The 16,756-nt window shown below is 69.4% G+C and carries 18 protein-coding genes and 1 pseudogene; 8 read left to right on the top strand and 11 right to left on the bottom strand.

From position 1 onward, the window contains the following. Positions 1 to 19: 19 nt before the first annotated feature. The 4 genes from BLW86_RS01140 to BLW86_RS01115 form a co-directional block, all read right to left on the bottom strand. Positions 20 to 901, bottom strand: a complete 882-nt coding sequence (locus BLW86_RS01140; RefSeq protein WP_093878422.1) for an IS5 family transposase — start codon at positions 899 to 901, stop codon at positions 20 to 22. 605 nt (positions 902 to 1,506) lie between these two features. Continuing rightward, positions 1,507 to 1,884 (bottom strand): hypothetical protein, encoded by a 378-nt coding sequence (locus tag BLW86_RS41420; RefSeq protein WP_143060199.1) that lies wholly within the window; start codon positions 1,882 to 1,884, stop codon positions 1,507 to 1,509. A 338-nt stretch (positions 1,885 to 2,222) separates the two neighbouring features. Then, a complete protein-coding gene (locus BLW86_RS01120) occupies positions 2,223 to 3,467 on the bottom strand; it encodes an NADH:flavin oxidoreductase/NADH oxidase family protein (protein ID WP_093872259.1) in 1,245 nt (414 codons plus the stop codon). Between the two features lie 216 nt (positions 3,468 to 3,683). After that, positions 3,684 to 4,658: an alpha/beta hydrolase gene (locus BLW86_RS01115; protein WP_093872258.1), complete on the bottom strand. Its 975-nt coding sequence runs from the start codon at positions 4,656 to 4,658 to the stop codon at positions 3,684 to 3,686. A 319-nt stretch (positions 4,659 to 4,977) separates the two neighbouring features. Between BLW86_RS01115 and BLW86_RS01110 the strand changes: the two are divergent. After that, a pseudogene (locus BLW86_RS01110) lies at positions 4,978 to 5,322 on the top strand (DUF3533 domain-containing protein); the annotation flags it as partial. 19 nt (positions 5,323 to 5,341) lie between these two features. Here BLW86_RS01110 and BLW86_RS01105 read toward each other — a convergent pair. Next, positions 5,342 to 5,944 (bottom strand): TetR/AcrR family transcriptional regulator, encoded by a 603-nt coding sequence (locus BLW86_RS01105; RefSeq protein ID WP_256341151.1) that lies wholly within the window; start codon positions 5,942 to 5,944, stop codon positions 5,342 to 5,344. Between the two features lie 203 nt (positions 5,945 to 6,147). Here BLW86_RS01105 and BLW86_RS01100 point away from each other — a divergent pair, with 203 nt between their 5' ends. The 3 genes from BLW86_RS01100 to BLW86_RS01090 are packed head-to-tail and all read left to right on the top strand — an operon-like array spanning position 6,148 to position 9,454. After that, complete coding sequence (locus tag BLW86_RS01100; RefSeq protein WP_093872257.1) at positions 6,148 to 6,864, top strand: type 1 glutamine amidotransferase domain-containing protein; 717 nt, start codon at positions 6,148 to 6,150, stop codon at positions 6,862 to 6,864. 53 nt (positions 6,865 to 6,917) lie between these two features. Further along, entirely contained in the window at positions 6,918 to 8,351 is a 1,434-nt protein-coding gene (locus tag BLW86_RS01095; RefSeq protein WP_093872256.1) for an aldehyde dehydrogenase family protein, read from the top strand. Then, entirely contained in the window at positions 8,348 to 9,454 is a 1,107-nt protein-coding gene (locus BLW86_RS01090; RefSeq protein ID WP_093872255.1) for a saccharopine dehydrogenase family protein, read from the top strand. The genes BLW86_RS01095 and BLW86_RS01090 overlap by 4 nt, the downstream gene beginning before the upstream one ends. A 229-nt stretch (positions 9,455 to 9,683) precedes the next feature. On the opposite strand, the gene BLW86_RS01085 is transcribed toward BLW86_RS01090, so the two are convergent. Beyond that, positions 9,684 to 9,896, bottom strand: coding sequence for a hypothetical protein (locus BLW86_RS01085; RefSeq protein ID WP_093872254.1), 213 nt, complete (start codon positions 9,894 to 9,896; stop codon positions 9,684 to 9,686). Between BLW86_RS01085 and BLW86_RS01080 the strand changes: the two genes are divergently transcribed. From BLW86_RS01080 to BLW86_RS01070, 3 genes are read left to right on the top strand one after another with little or no spacing between them, the layout of a single operon-like run. Continuing rightward, on the top strand, positions 9,895 to 10,494 hold the full coding sequence (locus BLW86_RS01080) for a sulfite oxidase-like oxidoreductase (RefSeq protein WP_093872253.1): 600 nt from the start codon (positions 9,895 to 9,897) through the stop codon (positions 10,492 to 10,494). The two genes, BLW86_RS01085 and BLW86_RS01080, sit on opposite strands and share 2 nt — an antisense overlap. Continuing rightward, complete coding sequence (locus BLW86_RS01075) at positions 10,494 to 11,195, top strand: ferredoxin reductase (protein WP_093872252.1); 702 nt, start codon at positions 10,494 to 10,496, stop codon at positions 11,193 to 11,195. The genes BLW86_RS01080 and BLW86_RS01075 overlap by 1 nt, the downstream gene beginning before the upstream one ends. A gap of 33 nt (positions 11,196 to 11,228) precedes the next feature. Further along, positions 11,229 to 11,513, top strand: a complete 285-nt coding sequence (locus tag BLW86_RS01070) for a DUF6510 family protein (protein WP_093872251.1) — start codon at positions 11,229 to 11,231, stop codon at positions 11,511 to 11,513. 132 nt (positions 11,514 to 11,645) lie between these two features. Here the strand turns inward: BLW86_RS01070 and BLW86_RS42805 are convergent, their stop codons facing one another. The 5 genes from BLW86_RS42805 to BLW86_RS01055 form a co-directional block, all read right to left on the bottom strand. Continuing rightward, positions 11,646 to 11,777, bottom strand: a complete 132-nt coding sequence (locus tag BLW86_RS42805) for a hypothetical protein (protein ID WP_256341150.1) — start codon at positions 11,775 to 11,777, stop codon at positions 11,646 to 11,648. After that, the gene (locus BLW86_RS01065; protein WP_218137993.1) at positions 11,774 to 12,016 is read right to left on the bottom strand and encodes a hypothetical protein; all 243 of its coding nucleotides are present in this window, start codon (positions 12,014 to 12,016) and stop codon (positions 11,774 to 11,776) included. The genes BLW86_RS42805 and BLW86_RS01065 overlap by 4 nt, the downstream gene beginning before the upstream one ends. Before the next feature lie 182 nt (positions 12,017 to 12,198). Then, positions 12,199 to 13,134 carry a phosphotransferase family protein gene (locus BLW86_RS01060; RefSeq protein ID WP_256341628.1) on the bottom strand — a complete coding sequence of 312 codons (936 nt, stop codon included), beginning with the start codon at positions 13,132 to 13,134 and terminating at the stop codon, positions 12,199 to 12,201. After that, on the bottom strand, positions 13,134 to 13,463 hold the full coding sequence (locus BLW86_RS41795) for an acyl-CoA dehydrogenase family protein (protein ID WP_256341149.1): 330 nt from the start codon (positions 13,461 to 13,463) through the stop codon (positions 13,134 to 13,136). Before BLW86_RS41795 ends, BLW86_RS01060 begins: the two co-directional genes overlap by 1 nt. Before the next feature lie 264 nt (positions 13,464 to 13,727). Next, the gene (locus BLW86_RS01055) at positions 13,728 to 14,297 is read right to left on the bottom strand and encodes a TetR/AcrR family transcriptional regulator (RefSeq protein WP_093872249.1); all 570 of its coding nucleotides are present in this window, start codon (positions 14,295 to 14,297) and stop codon (positions 13,728 to 13,730) included. Positions 14,298 to 14,451: 154 nt separating this feature from the next. Between BLW86_RS01055 and BLW86_RS01050 the strand changes: the two genes are divergently transcribed. Further along, positions 14,452 to 16,680: an MMPL family transporter gene (locus tag BLW86_RS01050; RefSeq protein ID WP_177181515.1), complete on the top strand. Its 2,229-nt coding sequence runs from the start codon at positions 14,452 to 14,454 to the stop codon at positions 16,678 to 16,680. Positions 16,681 to 16,756: the final 76 nt, after the last annotated feature.

Here is a 16,756-nt window from a genome sequence, read left to right as displayed (position 1 = left end):
TACTCCGGACGCGGGCTGATCACGGTCTGAGCCAGAGGCGTATCGACGCGACGGTGACGGTGCCGTGGAAGACGTAGGCACGCTTGTCATACCGCGTCGCGACGGCCCTGGAGTGCTTGAGTCGGTTGATCGTCCGCTCGACCTCGTTCCGGCGCCTGTACATCTCCTTATCGAAACCCGCAGGCCGGCCTCCTCGGCTGCCGCGGCGCCGGCGGTTGGCCCGCTGGTCCTTCGGCTCCGGGATGGTGTGCTTGATCTGGCGTCTACGCAGGTAGCGGCGATTGCGGCGGGAGCTGTACGCCTTGTCGCCGCCGAGGTGGCCGGGGCGGGTGCGCGGATGCCCGCCGCTCGGGCGCTTGACCCTGATGCGTTCAAGGACCGGGATCAGCTGTGGGCTGTCGCCCCACTGACCGGGCGTGATCAGCATGGCCAGGGGACGGCGGCCGCCTTCCCCGGCAAGGTGGATCTTGGAAGTGAGGCCGCCACGGGACCGGCCGAGTCCTTCGTCGGGGCGGTGTTGCCGAGGTGTTGATCTCCGCTTCGGGATCCTGGGTGTCCTGCGCGGCGCACCGGCAGCATGCTGGTGGGCCCGGCACGAGGTGGAGTCCACGCCCACCATGCTCCAGTCGATGCGCCCCTGAGAGTCCGCCTCGGCCTGAACGGTCTGGAGGATCCTTTCCCAAGTGCCGTCCGCCGACCACCGGCGGTGGCGCTCGTACAGGGTCTTCCAGTTCCCGAACCGCTCCGGCAGGTCCCGCCACGGGACACCCGTGCGGACCCGGAACAGGATCCCGTTGATCACCATCCGGTGATCAGTCCAACGTCCGCCACGGCACCCGGTCTTCGGTAGATGTGGTGCCAGTTGCGCCCACTCGTCGTTCGTAAGATCACCCCGCCCCACGACCAACACAATGGTCCATGGGGCGATCACATGATCCGCCGGACAGAACCTAGGGGGCGTCTTTCCGATCATCGGATCATTGGTCTGGTGGTGAGGGGGAGATCTCTGACGCCGCGTGGGCGGAGGTGGACTGGCTGGTCGCGAACGGCTCCACGACCGTGCGGGCTCACCAGCACGCGGCTGCCCAAGGGAGCTCGGACAAGGGCTACTCCGTCCGCGGCTTCCGGGCCCACCTCCGCCGGCGCGGGATCAAGGCCACGATTCCCGAACGCGTCGACCAGCTCGCCGGCCGCAGACGGCGCCGTGAACGGCCTTGCGCCTTCGACAGGTCCGCCTAGCGGCGGCGCAACGTCGTCGAGCGCTGCTTCCACCGGCTCAAGCAGTGGCGCGGCATCGCCACCCGCTACGACAGACACCCCGACCGCTACCTCGCCGCCATCACCCTCGCCGGCACCCTCATCTGGCTCGACCAACGATCGGCAAGACCCCTCTAGAGCTCCAAGATCATCCCTTGGTCCCTTTCGGGCTCACCTCGGCGGTCCCCCCGATCGGGAAACTTTCAAAGGAGCGGACGGACCAGGCCCGCATCGTCCTTGGGGCGTACGTCAACGGCCTTCTCCGAGCCGGCGGTGCGCGGTGGCGAAAATGCCGGACCACACCGTGGTGACAGCTCCGGGCAGAACAGTGGATTCGTCCGGGTTCTCATCCGGATCGGGAAACGACTGCTCCGCCAGGGCGGGGGAGCCCTGCGGGCTGTCGTCGGCCGACCGCTGCTTGTCCGTGACGCGGTGGAACTCGTAGGCAAGATACGGGAGTACGGGCATCGCAGGTCCAGAGGCCTCCGGCGCCGAGTTGTGGATGCCCCTGGACTCCGGGATGTCGCGCCGGTACGGCACCGAACGGCCGTCGGGTGCGCGAGGACCCTCCGGCAAGGAGCCTTCGAGGTTCTTCGGGGCGCCGGGGCTCTGGCTCGGTTCTGTCATCTTCGCGCTCCCTTGTCCGGGTCGGACGGTCTTCCGGGTACTCCGACCGTGTCCGTCAGGCGTGCCCCTCGTAGCCGGGACCGTGCGCCGCGCCGCAGGTGCGTCGGCCGGCACTGTGGCCAGCTGACGGCGTCCAGGCGGGTCACGTGTCGGACCGCCTGCGATGGTCGGCTTCGCAGGCGGTCGCGGGGGAGCGCTTCATGCAGCAGGGCGCCTGGGCGGAGCGGACGGCATGGTGCGGCAAACGCCGAGTGCCGGGGACGGATGGCAAGACGACGAGCGATGGCGCCCCCGGGCAGAGCGGAGAGGCGCGCCATGGGGCGCCATCGGCGTCCTTCTCAGGCCGCGGCCCGAGAACTGGTCAGCCAGGCGCGGTAGTTGCGCAGGGCCCGTCGCTGCTTGCGGCGTTCGGAGATCAGGGCGATCACCGGGTGGGCACCGGGCCTGGGGTTGTCGCCGCGAGAGAGGCGGCGCATCTGGTGGCGGACCTGAGCCATGCCGGCGGCGGAGGCGAGGGCCTTGTCGGACCAGGTCACCGGGCGCATGGTGCGGTCGGCCTCGCGGCCCTGGCGCCAGCGCTCGGGGAGGTCGGGGGTGACGGCCAGGGCAGTACCCATGCCGATGACCGCCACGCCGCTGTCGAGGACCTTGTCCGCGGTCGCGCGCTTGGTGATGCCGCCGGTGAGCATGAGCGGGATGGGGCTGGTCTTGACGAGGTCCTTGGCGAGGTCGAGGAAGTAGGCCTCGCGGGCCTGGGTGCGGTCGTCGGCGGGGCGGCCGGTCATCGCGGGGCTCTCGTAGCTGCCGCCGGACAGTTCGACCAGGTCGACGCCGAGCGGTTCGAGCATCTCGATGACCTGGCGGGCGTCGTCGGCGTCGAACCCTCCGCGCTGGAAGTCGGCGGAGTTGAGCTTCACCGCGACGGCGAAGGACGGGGAGACCGAGGCGCGGACGGCGCGGACGATGTCCAGCAGCATCCGGGCCCGGTTCTCCAGGGACCCGCCCCACCGGTCGGTGCGCTTGTTGACGAGGGGGGAGAGGAACTGCGAGAGCAGGTAGCCGTGCGCGGCGTGGATCTCGACGCCGTCGAAGCCGGCCTTTTCGGCACGGCGCGCGGTCACCGCGTACCGGGTCACGGTGTCCTCGATCTGCTGGGGAGTCATCGCGGTGGGGCGGCCGAAGCGGCTGCTGTGCTTGCCCAGGGACACGCCGATGTCGGTCGGGCCCCACACGACGCCGGGCATGTCGGAGGCTACCTGTCGGCCGGGGTGGTTGATCTGCATCCAGATCGCAGCCCCGCCGGCCTTGGCGGCCTTCGCCCAGTCGACGAACGGCTCCAGGGGCGCATTCTCATCGAGTACGACTCCGGCGGGGCCGGTCAGCGCCTCGGCGTGGACCATCACGTTGCCGGTGATCAGCAGTCCGGCGCCGCCGGAGGCCCAGTGCTTGTACAGCGACAGTAGCTGCCAGTCGGGGAGCTGGCCGTCGCCGGCCATGTTCTCCTCCATGGCCGCCTTCGCGATCCGGTTCTTCAGTACCTGCCCGGAGCGCAGGGTCAACGGCGAGAACAGCTCGCTGGTCATCCCGTTCTCTCTTCCATCTCGATCACTTACGATGTGTGCACCACTCACATTAGGGCAATGATGTAGGCATCGTAAACATCGAGGGGTGTGGGGTATCTCGCAAAACGGGTGGTCGGCACCGACGGCCCCGCCGAAACGCGGCCCGGGCCTGCCGACGCCGTGATGGCGTCGGCAGGCCCGGCTTCGTGCTTCATGCACAGAGAAGCACGGGGTGTGTCAGGTGTTGTGGAGTGCGGTGTGGAGGAAGTCGACGGCGAGTTTGCGGGCGACGTTGGCGGCGCGGGTGTCGCGGAGGCTGTCGAGGAGGAGGAAGTCGTGGACCATGCCGGCGACGCGGACGGAGGTGACGTCGACGCCGGCTTCGCGGAGCTTGTTGGCGTACTGCTCGCCCTCGTCGCGCAGGACGTCGGCCTCGTCGGTGATGACCAGGGTGGTGGGCAGGTCCTTGAGCTGGTCGAGGGAGGCCCGCAGGGGGGAGGCGTGGTGTTCGGCGCGCTGGGCGGGGTCGGTGGTGTAGGCGTCCCAGAACCACTGCATGCCGTCGCGGGTGAGGTAGTAGCCCTCGGCGAACTGCAGGTAGGAGGGGGTGTCGAAGTCGGCGTTGGTGACCGGGTAGAGCAGGCACTGGGCCTTGAGGTCGATGCCACCGCGTTCCTTGTTCATCAGGGCGAAGACCGTGGACATGCAGCCGCCGACCGATTCGCCGGTGACGGCGATGCGGGAGGTGTCCAGGTTGTGCTCGGCGCCGTGCTGCATGACCCACTGGCCGACGGCGTAGTTCTGCTCGACCTGGGTGGGGTACTTCGCCTCCGGGGCGCGGTCGTAGACGGGGAAGACGCCGGCGGCGTCGGCCCCGACGGCCAGTTCGCGGAAGAGGCGGTCGTGGGTCTGCTCGTCGCCGAAGACCCAGCCGGCGCCGTGGATGTAGAACACCACGGGCAGGGGGCCGGTGGCTCCCTTGGGGCGGATGATGCGGGTGCGGACGGTGCCCCACTCGCCCGCGTCCACCTCCACCCATTCCTCGTCGACCTCGGGGCGGGGCACGCTCGTGTCGCTCTGCAGGCCGAGGAGGATGTCACGGCCCTTCTCGGGCGGCACCTCGTAGATCCGGGGGTGCGGATCGGTCGCCTCGCACAGCTCCTTCGCGGCCGGCTCGAGGTAAGGCGTGATCGGAGGAGGAAGCTCAGTCATCATCGACTCCGTTGTCACGAGCACACAAGTGCCCTGTTCTTGCGGCCCTACCGGCCGCGAGTGGTGGTTCCCCGCCCTGGGCGTCAGTGCCCGGTTCCATCGTTTGTGCCCTGTCAGCCCACCGCAACCCGGCCGGCGGTGCCCCAGGCGCAGCAACCGGCATGGGGTTGTTCCTGCGTCCTGCGTCCTGCTGGACGGCCGGTGCTGCGGACGTCCGCGCCGGGATCCGTTCGGATGCCTTCCGCCTGTGTGAGTGCCCAGTGCCCGGGACCGTTGAGGGCATGAAACAGGGCACCTTCTCCGAAACCGGGATATCGGCGGTGCGCTTGTGGTGTACCCGGCCGGTGCCGCCGACACGCTGCTCGTCGTCATCGCGGGCAACCCGAGCGCCGGTGGAGCCTTCCCCGCGCCGATGCTGCCGTCGTTCTGGCAGGCGATCGGTCCGGCCCTGCCGTCGGGAACGAGTGCCTGGGCAGGCCGCTCGATCTCCTCCTTCCACGGCGGCAACATGACCCCATCCCTGCTGGTCCTGTCGGCTTGGGCGGTCGTAGGCGTCCTCGTCACCATGCTCGCGGCGGTACTGCGCCAACGCCGCGCCTCGCGGCCGGGCCCCTTCGGAACAGAGGCAGGCGGCACCGCGAACCTGGCGGGCACGGGAACGTAGTGCCTCGGCGGCACGCTCGTCAGGCGTGAGGGAACCGCACGAACCCGAACACGTCGTCGACGAGGGCGGCGAGGGAGAGGTCCGAGCCGCTCTCGGACCAGCGCATCAGGGCGACGTCGAAGCAGCCCAACGCGGTGTTGATCATCGTCTGAGCCCGGAGTCCGGCGTCGGGGCCATCGGGATTGATCCGGGGCGCGATCTCGGGCACGAGGGCGTCGGTCCAGGCCAGGTGCTTCTCCAGGTAGCGCGCGCGTAGGCCGGGCGTATGGCAGATGACGCGGGTGGCCCTTTTCCAGTGCCCCGTGTCGTCGTCCATCTGAAGGGCTGCTGTGCGGAAAGTGGCGCGCAGCGCGTCCCATACGGAGTTTCCGTCGAGGTGCCGGAGCAATTCGTTCCGGACCTCGTCGGCGGAGGGGATGCGGTCGCCGAAGACCACGTCCTCCTTGTTGTTGAAGTAGCGGAAGAAGCTGCGCTGGGAGATGCCGGCCGCCGCGACGATGTCGGCCACCGTGACCTGGTCGAAGCCGGTGGTGTCGAAGAGCTCGAGGGCCGTGTCGGCCAGGGCTTCTGTGACGGCTCGGCGGGTCTTCATGCGCAGGCCGGGCGTGGTGGTCTCCCTCATGCGAAAAGGGTATCAGTGTCAAACCTGGCAGTCTGTGCCAGGATTGGCGTACGCTGCCAGAAGCGTGTGGCGCGAGGGCCCCGGCGGCGACCAGTCGCCCGGCCCCTCCTCAGGGCCGATGATGATTCCGGACACTCACGCCAGATATCAGTAGATGTATCCACCTTTGAGGTGGTGGAGCCGTCTCCGGAGGAAGGGTCGTCATGATCAGGGTGTTGTTTGTGGTGTCTGCGGCTGATCGGTGGACGTTGAAGGACGGGGAGGTGCATCCGTCGGGGTTCTGGGGTGAGGAGCTGGCGATGCCTCACAAGATCTTTTCGGCGGCGGGGTGGGAGATCACGATCGCGACGCCGGGCGGGAAGGTCCCCACGCTGGATGAGCTGAGCATGTCGCGGACGGCGGGGTGGCCGTCGAAGTTGCGTGAGGTGGCGGCGTATCTGGATTCGATCAAGGCCGAGTTGGACAGTCCGCGGGTGCTGGCGGATATGGATCCGGACGATTTCGACGTGGTGTTCTATCCGGGTGGGCATGGTCCGATGGAGGACTTGTCGGTGGATCCGGTGTCGGGTGCGTTGATCACGCGGGTGTTGCGTTCGGGGAAGCCTTTGGCGCTGCTGTGCCATGCGCCGGCTGCGGCGTTCGCGGCGCAGAACGAGGACGGATCGTGGCCGTTCACCGGGTACCGGATGACGGGTCTTTCGAACCTGGAGGAGAAGTTCAACAGCTTCGGCCGCAAGGCGGTGTGGCTGCTGGAGGACCGGTTGCGGGAGAGCGGGGCTGAGTACTCCAAGGCTCGTCTGCCGCTGCGTCCCTATGTGGTCGTCGACCGCAACGTGTACACGGGCCAGAACCCGCCGTCCTCCGAGCGCCTCGCCGAGCGCCTCGTCGCCGATGTGAATGCGGCAGCGACGACCCGCTAGCCGCCCCCTGGCACGACACCGTCCCCTCCCCACCGCCTGGAAGGCACGCGCCCATGACCGGCACCGCCGCCACCGCCGCACAGCAGGACCAGGACATCCCGGAAACCGTCGTACGCCTTCGGGCCGCCTTCGACTCCGGTCTCACCCGGCCGGCCGCCTGGCGCCGCCGGCAGCTCCATGCCCTGCGACGCCTTCTCAGGGAGCGCACCTCGGACATCGAGGAAGCCCTCTACGACGACCTGCGCAAAGGGCGTACCGAGTCGCACCTCACCGAGATCGGCGGAGTCCTCGCCGAGATCGAACACGCCCTGCGCCACCTCGACCGTTGGATGAGGCCCCGGCGGGTCGCCGTACCCATGAACCTGAAACCGGCGACGGCCCGGATCCATCCCGAACCCCTCGGCGTCTGCCTCGTCATCGCGCCCTGGAACTATCCGCTGACGCTCACCCTGAACCCCCTGGTCGGCGCACTGGCCGCCGGCAACGCGGCCGTCGTCAAACCCAGCGAACTCGCCCCCGCCACCAGCGCCCTGCTCGCCGACCTCCTGCCCCGCTACCTGGAGGCCGTCGCCGTCGTCGAAGGAGCCGTCGAAGAGACCACCACGCTGCTCGCGCAGCGTTTCGACCACATCTTCTACACCGGCAACGGCACGGTCGGCCGCATCGTGGCAGCCGCCGCGGCGAAGAACCTGACCCCCGTCACCCTCGAACTCGGCGGCAAATCACCCGTCTTCATCGACGAGACCGCCGACATGGCCGTCACCGCCCGCCGACTGGCCTGGGGCAAGTTCACCAACGCCGGCCAGACCTGTGTCGCACCCGACTACGTCCTCGTCACCCACGCCGCCCGCGACTCCCTGCTGGCCGCACTGCCCAAAGCCATCCAGCAGATGTTCGGCCCCAACCCCCGCACCAGCGCCGACTACGGCCGTATCGTCAACGACCGCCACTTCCAGCGCCTGACCGGACTCACGGCAGAGGGCGACCTCCTCACCGGAGGCGTCTCCGACGCGGCGGAACGCTACATCGCCCCCACCGTGCTGACCGACGTGCCGGCCGGGGCCCCCGTCATGACCCAGGAGATCTTCGGCCCGATCCTCCCGGTCCTTACCGTAGGCGGCGTCGGTGAGGCCATCGACTTCATCAACGCCAGGGACAAGCCCCTCTCCCTCTACGCGTTCACCCGCGACAAAGCAGCCCGGCAAGCCCTGTTGGAGAAGACCTCATCCGGAGGACTCGTCTACAACGCGCCGATGATCCACCTCGGCGTTCCGAACCTGCCGTTCGGCGGCGTCGGAGAATCCGGCATGGGCGCCTACCACGGCAAGACGTCCTTCGACACCTTCAGCCACCGCAAGTCGGTCCTGTCCAAGCCCACCAGGCCCGACACCCTGCGCCTGATCTACGCACCGCACACCTCCCGCTCCTTCGCCTTCATCGCCAAGGCCGTGTCCCGGACCCACCCGCTCCTGGGAAGGAAGCGATGAACAGCCGCATCATCCTGCTCGGCGCCACCGGCTACACCGGCGACCTCGTCCTCAACGCCCTCATACGCAGGGGCGTCAGGCCGACGGTCGCCGGACGCGATCCCACCGCACTGGCTGCGCTGGCCGAACGCTTCAGCGGACTCGACCACCTGGTCGTCGACGCCGCCACCCCCGACGGCCTGAAGAAGCACCTGCAGCGCGGTGACGTGCTGATCACCACCGTCGGCCCCTTCGAACGCTTCGGCTTCCCCGTCGCGCAGGCCGCCGCGGACGCGGGCGCCCACTACATCGACTCCAGCGGCGAAGTCGGATTCGTCCGCACCCTGCACGACCGGCACCACCAACGCGCCCGTGAGACCGGGGCGGTGATGCTCCCGGCCTTCGGCTATGACTACGTGCCAGGCGTCCTCGCCGCGGCCCTCGCCCTCCAGAAGGCAGGGGCAGCCGCGCGCAGTGTCGACATCGGCTACTTCGCCACCGGCCCCATCTGGCGTGGCACCAGCCAGGGCACACGCACCACCATGCGCGACGGATTGACCCTGCCCTCGGCACGCCTGCACCGGCGCGTGCTCGTCGACGAACGCACCGCCTCCCGCGTCCGCCGCTTCACCGTACGAGGGCGCCGCAAGTCGGCATTCCTCGTCTCCGGCACCGAAGTGCTCTTCCTGCCACGGGAGTTCCCGTCGCTCGACGACGTCACCGTCTACAACGGCTGGTTCCCCGAACTCAGCCGCTTCCTCTCCCTCTACTCGGCCCTCGCCCACGCCACCACACGCCTTCCGGCAGGCAGCAAGGTCACCGGCGCCCTGACCCGCCCCCTGCTCATCGGCCCGCCGGGCGGTCCCGACGCGGCCCTGCGCGCACGGATTCCCTCACACGTCGTCGCCGTCGCCTCCACGGGCACTCCGGGCAGCACCCCGCTTGCGGAAGTCCACCTGGAAGGCCCCAACCCCTACAGCCTCACCGGCGAACTCATCGCGTGGGCGGCCCACCACATCGCCACCCACTCCGACGTCACACCCGGAGTCGTCGGACCGACCGCGGCCTTCGGCCTCGACACGCTCCAGCAGGGCTGTGCCGAGCTCGGGCTCGTCACGGTCTGATCAGTCGGCGGCCTCAGATCCCGCGCGAGAGCCTCCGCGCGGCCTCGACAGCATGATCCCGGAGACCCGGCCTCCAGCGCCTCCACGGCGGCCTTCCGCAGTGGGACAAGGCCCAGTCGACGGAGAGGCGGGCACCGACGTCCCGCGACCTCCACCGGAGAGGCAGGCGTGCTTTTGCGTACAACGGGGACTCGAGTACGTCGGGTTGCGCTTGCGCATCAGGGCGGGATCATGGTGTGGAGAACAGGGACGTGGTGCGCTGTGTCCCCGTAGCGGGTTCCGCCGCCGTCGCGCGTGCGGCCGTCGAGCCGTGCCCGCAGCCTGTCGTGCCGACAACAGGGCTCTCCTGAACGAAGCCGGTGATCCCCTGGGCGCCCAGGCTCACTCCGATCTCGACGACGAGAGGGCGGAGGTCGAGTTCGAGCGAGAGGAGTGAACCCATGGGCAGCCTGTCACCGGGGTTCCACGGGAGGACTCACGCCTTCGAAGGCCGCTTGCCGCCAGGTCAGTACCCGACGGAATCGTTTCCCGTCCTGTCCGCCGGACCCACCCCGCACGTCCCCACGGACCGGTGGTCGTTCACAGTGACCACCGAGGCGGGGGAGACCCGCACCTGGACGTGGGACGAGATGATGGCCCTCCCGCAGGAGGAGCCCACCGTCGACATCCACTGCGTGACCCGGTGGTCGAAGTTCGACACCACCTGGCGCGGTGTCCCCCTCGACGTCTTCCTCGACGAGGTCGAGACCGCGGCCGACTTCGTCGTCGCCGAGTCCTTCGACGGCTACACCACCAACCTTCCACTGGAGGACGTGACCGACGGCAAGGCATGGCTGGCACACTCCTTCGACGGCTACGCGCTCTCCCCGGACCACGGCGGACCGGCCCGCCTCGTCATCCCCCACCTCTACTTCTGGAAGTCGGCCAAGTGGGTCAAGGGCCTCATCCTCACGCTGAACGACGAACCGGGCTTCTGGGAGTCGGCCGGCTACCACGACTACGGCGACCCGTGGCGTGAACAGCGCTACTGGAGCGACTGATGCACGGGTGGCGACGAGCCCGACTCACCGAGCGGACGCGACAGACCTCGACCGGCCGCACACTGGGGCTCGAAGTTCCGCAATGGCCAGGACACCTCCCGGGCCAGCACGTCGACATACGGCTCACGGCAGCGGACGGCTACCAGGCCGTACGGAGCTACTCGCTGGCCGCCCCCGCCGACACCGACCGCATCGAGCTGGGAATCCAGGCAGCGCGGGGAGGCGAGGTCTCCCCGTACCTGGCCGACGATCTTCCGCTGGGCGCCGAGGTCGAGGTCAAAGGCCCCCTCGGAGGCTGGTTCGTATGGACACCGCAGGAACCCGTCCCGCTCCTGCTGGTGGCCGGAGGCTCCGGCATCGTGCCGTTGATGGCGATGCTGCGCGCACGCCTCACGGCCGCGTCGGACGAGCCCTGCACACTGCTCTACTCCGTCCGGGACCCGGACGAGGTCTGGTACGGCACGGAACTCGACACCGCCGAGCACCACGTCCGCGTCCGGCGCCTCTACACCCGCCTCGCACCCGACAACTCCCGGCGACCCGCAGGGCGCATGACGGAGCTCGACCTACGGGATGTGCCGCCCTCCGCGGAAACCCGCTGCTACGTCTGCGGTCCGACCGGCTTCGTCGAACACGTCAGCGCCCTCCTTCTGGCCACTGGGCACGCACCCGACCAGATCCGTACCGAACGTTTCGGCTGACACACCCGCGCCGCACGGTGAGGAACCCCCGCCATGAACGAGCACCCCCTGTACCTCGACGGCAACGCCCTGGCCGGTCCCCTGGCGGAGGTCTTCACGATCGATCCGACCACCGCCTGGCGGCTGTGTCCCTCCTGCCGTCTGCCGGCGACCGTGGCCCAACTGCACGTCTACGGACCCGAACCCGGCCTGACCGCCCGCTGCCCGGGCTGCGCGGCCCTCGCCCTGCGTGTCGTCACCCAGCCCCAGTACCTCTGGCTCCAACTGGGCAGCGGAGCGGGCGCCTTCCGTTTCGCTCTTCCGCACACCGCGCCCTGAGCACGGAAACCGGGCCCTCCAGTCGGAACCGAACGCCCCGCGACCGCAGTCTCGACGGTGGCGCGACCTCCGCCGAGGAGGCCGCGCCGCACACCGTCGACGAGGCGTGCCCTCATGACCACACCCGTTTGATCAGGCGTCCTTCAGACTGATGCCCTTCGTCTCCCGCATGAGGTAGCACGCGACACCCGCGAACACGCACAGCAGCGTGATGTACAAGCTGGACAGCCCGGCCGCGCCAAGGTCGATGAAGAGCTGGTTCAAGTACGGCGCGGTGCCGCCGAAAGGACGAACTTGCGTCCGCGCCGGTCGGCGATCCGTCCGAAGACGATGCCGCCCAGCGGGCGCACGAGGAAGCCGACGGCGAAGACGGCGAGGGCGGACAGCAGGGCCGACACCTGGTCGGACGCGTTGAACATGACGGTGGCGATGAAGGGCGCGAAGACGGCGTAGGCGCTCCACTCGTACCACGTCGAGGACGTTCCCGGCCGTGCCGGCGACAAGGGACTTCCGCTTCGAACGCAGGGTGGCGGGGGGCGTGGTTCTCTCCCAGGCCGCGGTTCCGGACTCTGCTGGTGCGGTGCTCACGGATGCTCCTTCGCTGTTTTCGGGCAGGGGGAGTAAGGACTGGTGCTCGGAGAGAGGTGGTGAGGGCGGTGATCTTGTACCGGGGCGCCGACAGGTGTCAGCGGCGGGTGGTCACCGTCAGGCCGGCATACTGCCCGGCCGTCTCCAGCAGACGGGGGACACCCGTCTCGAGCGACGGCCCGAAGACCGTGTCGTTCGGACGCTCACCGCGCTGCCAGCGGGTGTAGACGGCCTCGCAGAAGATCACTGCCTTCCACAGGGCGAGGGTCTGGTACCAGGGCAGCGGGGTGAGATCGAGGCCCATGCGGGACTGATGGCGCTCTGCCGGCCGGCGCCGGGTGAGGTAGCGGGGTGACCGGGGTGAGTTCGAGCGGGGTGGTAGGACTGCCGGCTTCGGAGTACGTGGCGGTGACGTACCCCAGATCCGCCAGTGGGTCACCGAGAGATCCGCCAGTGGGTCACCGAGGGTGGCCATCTCCCAGTCCAGGATCGCGAGGACCCTGGCGGGTGCCTGCGGCGCGAACATGAGGTTGCCCATGCGGTAGTCACCGTGCACCACCGAGGCCGCCTGGCTCGCCGGCAGGTTGTGGCCGAGCCAGTCCGAGATGCGCTCCACCGCCGGCAGGCCGCGGGTGGTGTTGACCTCCCACAGCCCTCGGAACCGGTCGACCTGGCGACCGAGGTATCCCTGGGGCGAGCCGAGGGTGGCGAGTTCCCCTCCGGTCACGTCGATGCCGTGCAGGGCGACGAGGGTGTCGACGACCGCCTCACTGGTGGCCCGACGCTGTTCGGCGGGGGAGAGGTGGGCCGGGATCGTGTCGGTGACGACCGTTCCGTCGAGCCGGGACATGAGGTAGAACGGCACGCCCAGAAGCGACTCGTCCTCGCAGACCGCGAGGATCTCCGGCACGGGCACCCCGTGCCCGCCGAGGACCTTCTGGATGCGGGCCTCGCGCACCATGTCGTGCGTCGACTTCGGCAGCGGCGGCCGCGGGCCACGGCGCAGCACGACGCACTCACCACCCCGTTCGATCAGATAGGTGACGTTGGAGTGGCCGTCGCCGATGCGCTGCCACGCGAGCGGGCCGCTGCCGATCCCCTGTGCGTCATGGAGCAGTCGACGGTGTGGATCGCCTCGCCGACCCGGACGCCGGGGCTCGTCATGTCGACGAGGAACATGGTGGCCCCCTCGGGGGAGCCGTCGACGGCCGGGGTCCGGGCCATCACGATGCAGAACCCGGCACCGACGGCGCCGCTGGTGAACCGCTTGTGCCCGTCGATGATCCAGCCGCCGTCGGTGCGCACGGCCGTGGTCCGCAGCGCCGCCGGGTCGGAGCCCGCCCCCGGGTGGGGCTCGGTCATGCCGAAGTGTGGCGCCTGCCCGCCTGATGGGCAGGGGTTTTCGGACGGTGCCGACGTCTGTTGATCGGGACCTGCCCAACGGGTTGCGCCCGGCATGGGCTGTCCCGTGCCGGGTCTGCCGGTCCCCGCCGCTTGCCGGGGGCCGGCATGGAACGTGCCGCCCGCGGCCGTCCCCCGGCGTCGCGGTGTCGTGCTGTCGTCGATGCTCCGGCGTTCCAGGGGCCGGGGCCGGGGCGGGGCGGGCCGAGAGTTCCGGACGGTGGATCAGCCGGGCTGCAAGGTGGCGGCCGCGGCGCGGATGAAGGTCATGGCGGTCTCCAGATCTCCCGGCTCGGACTGGTGCGTCAGCTCGCCGATCACGCTCGCCACCGTGGCCGCAAGGATGCGTGGGGCGAAGTCGTCGGGGCGCCAGCCCTGCTCCTCGGCGAGAAGCCGGGCACCGTCCTGGATGACGTCGGTCAGCCGACCCCGGCACAGTCCCTTGAGCTGGGGGTTGGACTGGAGCATCCGGTCGTAGAGCTCGTCGAACTTGTCCTGGGACTGCTCCTGCTCGCGCAACCACTGCTCCACGGTGTCGAGGATGCCCTGCCCCGCAGGCCTGGCGTGCAGCGCCGCGGCCAGCTGGTCGACGAACGCGTTGAAGTGCTCCATCGCCAGCTCGAGCTTGGTCGGGAAGTACAGCGTGACCGTGCGCGGTGAGACCTCGGCCGCTTCGGCGATGTCGGCGATGCTCGTGGCGTCGAAGCCCTTCTCCGCGAACAGCTCGTAAGCGGCGGTGAGGATCGCTTCCCTGCGTCGAGCCTTGCTGCGTTCCCTGAGGCTGTCACCCGTCATGCAGGAATCTTACCATCGGTAGCTAATTTACAGTCGACTGTAAAAATGCGTTACTGTGTAGTGCGCGGTGGAGGCGACCCGCTCTGACCCCTCCGCCACGCACACACCTCCTTGGCTCCCTTGATCAGGGTCTCGACCGGTTAGGAATGCATCGATGGCCTCACGCCTGTATGCCTGGGCGCGCTGGATGGTTCGCCGCCGCCGCTGGGTGATAGCCACCTGGATCGTCCTTCTCGCGGTCGTCGGCGGCCTGGGCGCGACCCTGCACGGAAAAAGGACCACGGAGTTCACGGTCCCCGGCGTGGAGGCCCAGCAGGCGCAGGACCTCCTGAAGGAGAAGTTCCCGCCGGCCGCCGGCGGTGTCGTACGAGTCGTCGTCGCCGCCCCTGAGGGCAAGACCGTCACCGACCCGGCGCAGCGGCAGGCGCTCGACGCCGCCCTCCACAAGGCGGCGTCGGTGCCGGGCGTCGTCACCGTCTCGCAGCCGACCTCGGTCGGTGCGGTCTCGGCCGACCGGACCATCGCCTACTCCGATGTCCGCTTCGCCGAGGAGGCGTCCAAGGTCGAGCAGTCCGCCAAGGACGAACTGTCCACCGTGATGCAGCCCCTCCGGGACGCCGGAATGCAGGTCGAGCTCGGCGGCTCGGCCATGCTGCCGGAGTCCAAGGCGGGAGGCCCGGCCGAACTGGTCGGCGTCGTCCTCGCCTTCGTGATTCTCGCTGTCGCACTCGGCTCCGTCGTCGCCGCCGGACTGCCGCTGGTGACCGCGCTCCTGGGCGTGGCCGTCGGTGTGCTCGGTACCCTGTTCGTCTCCGGCTTCGTGCAGATGACGGGCACCGCGACCGTGCTGGCGCTGATGATCGGCCTGGCGGTCGGGATCGACTACGCGCTGTTCGTCATCTCCCGGCACCGCGAGCAACTCTCCGACCCCGAGACGGACTGGGAGGAGTCGATCGCACGCGCCACCGCCACGGCCGGCAGCGCGGTCGTCTTCGCCGGAGCCACCGTCGTCATCGCACTGGCCGCCCTCGCCATCACCGGCATCCCGTTCCTCACCATCATGGGCCTGGCCGGTGCCGGGACCGTACTGATCGCCGTACTGGTCGCCATCAGCCTGCTTCCGGCGGTACTCGGTGTGTTCGGCGAGCGGATGCGCCCGCGCCGCCCCCAGCGGAAGAGCAAGTCCAAGGACCGCCCCGCCGGTGCCTGGGGCCTGGCCTGGGCCCGCACGGTCACCCGCAAGCCGGCCCTCGTCCTGCTCGTCGGCATCGTAGGACTGCTGGCGCTGGCCCTGCCCGCCCGTGACCTGCGCCTCGGACTGCCCAGCTACGCCTCACAGCCCGAGGCCAGCACCCAGCACAAGAGCTACGACCTGCTCACCGAGGGCTTCGGGCCCGGCTTCAACGCCACCCTCATCACCGTGGTGGACACGGAGCACATCCCGCAGAACCAGCGTCAGGCCACCGTGACCCGGCTGCGTGGTGCGCTGGCCGCGGACGAGAACGTGGCCGCCGTCTCGCGCCCGGTGTCCAGCCCCTCCGGCGGCGTCGTGGTCATGGGAGTGGCGCCGAAGTCGAGCCCCGACGCCCAGGCCACGACCGACCTGGTCCACCGCATGCGAGACCGGGCACCCGAGGTCGCCGACACGGGCGGAGCCCTCTACGTCACCGGACAGACCGCCATGGCCATCGACGTCGCCGGCAAGCTCGGCGACGCTCTGCCCCTGTTCCTCGGCATCATCGTCATCCTCGCTCTGATCCTGCTGGCCATCGCCTTCCGGTCGATCCTGGTACCGCTCAAGGCAGCACTCGGATTCCTGCTCTCGGTCGGCGCGAGCCTGGGCGCCTCGGTCTGGGTCTTCCAGCAGGGCCATCTGAACGGCCTGCTCGACGTGGCAGCCATCGGCCCGGTCACCAGCTTCCTGCCGGTCCTCCTCACCGGTGTGCTCTTCGGCCTCGCCATGGACTACGAAGTGTTCCTCGTCAGCCGGATGCGCGAACACTACGAACACAGCAAGGACCCCGCCGAGGCGATAGCCCAGGGCGTCTCCAGCAGCGCACGCGTCGTCGTGGCCGCCGCACTGATCATGGTCGCGGTCTTCGGCGGCTTCGTCTTCAACGAGGACCCGATCGTCAAGGCCATCGGCTTCGCGCTCGCCATCGGCGTGTTCATCGACGCCTTCGTCGTCCGCATGACGCTCGTGCCCGCCGCCATGGCCCTGCTCGGACGACGTGCCTGGAGGATGCCCCGCCGGCTCGACCGACTGCTCCCGGACGTCGACATCGAAGGCGCGCGTCTGCCGGCCTCGGCTCCGGCCGTACCTGCCGCGAACCCGCACACCGAGAAGAAGACCCCGCGCCGCAAGCCGGCCACCAGGGTCTGAACGCCCCCCGATCTCCGAGGCCGCCGCTGCCGTGGGGGCCCGACGGCCTCGGGCCACACCCTGCACCTCCTGAGGG

It is taken from the genome of Streptomyces sp. TLI_105 (assembly GCF_900105415.1).
Lineage (GTDB): Bacteria > Actinomycetota > Actinomycetes > Streptomycetales > Streptomycetaceae > Streptomyces.
This window is presented reverse-complemented; position numbering and strand designations above follow the sequence as displayed.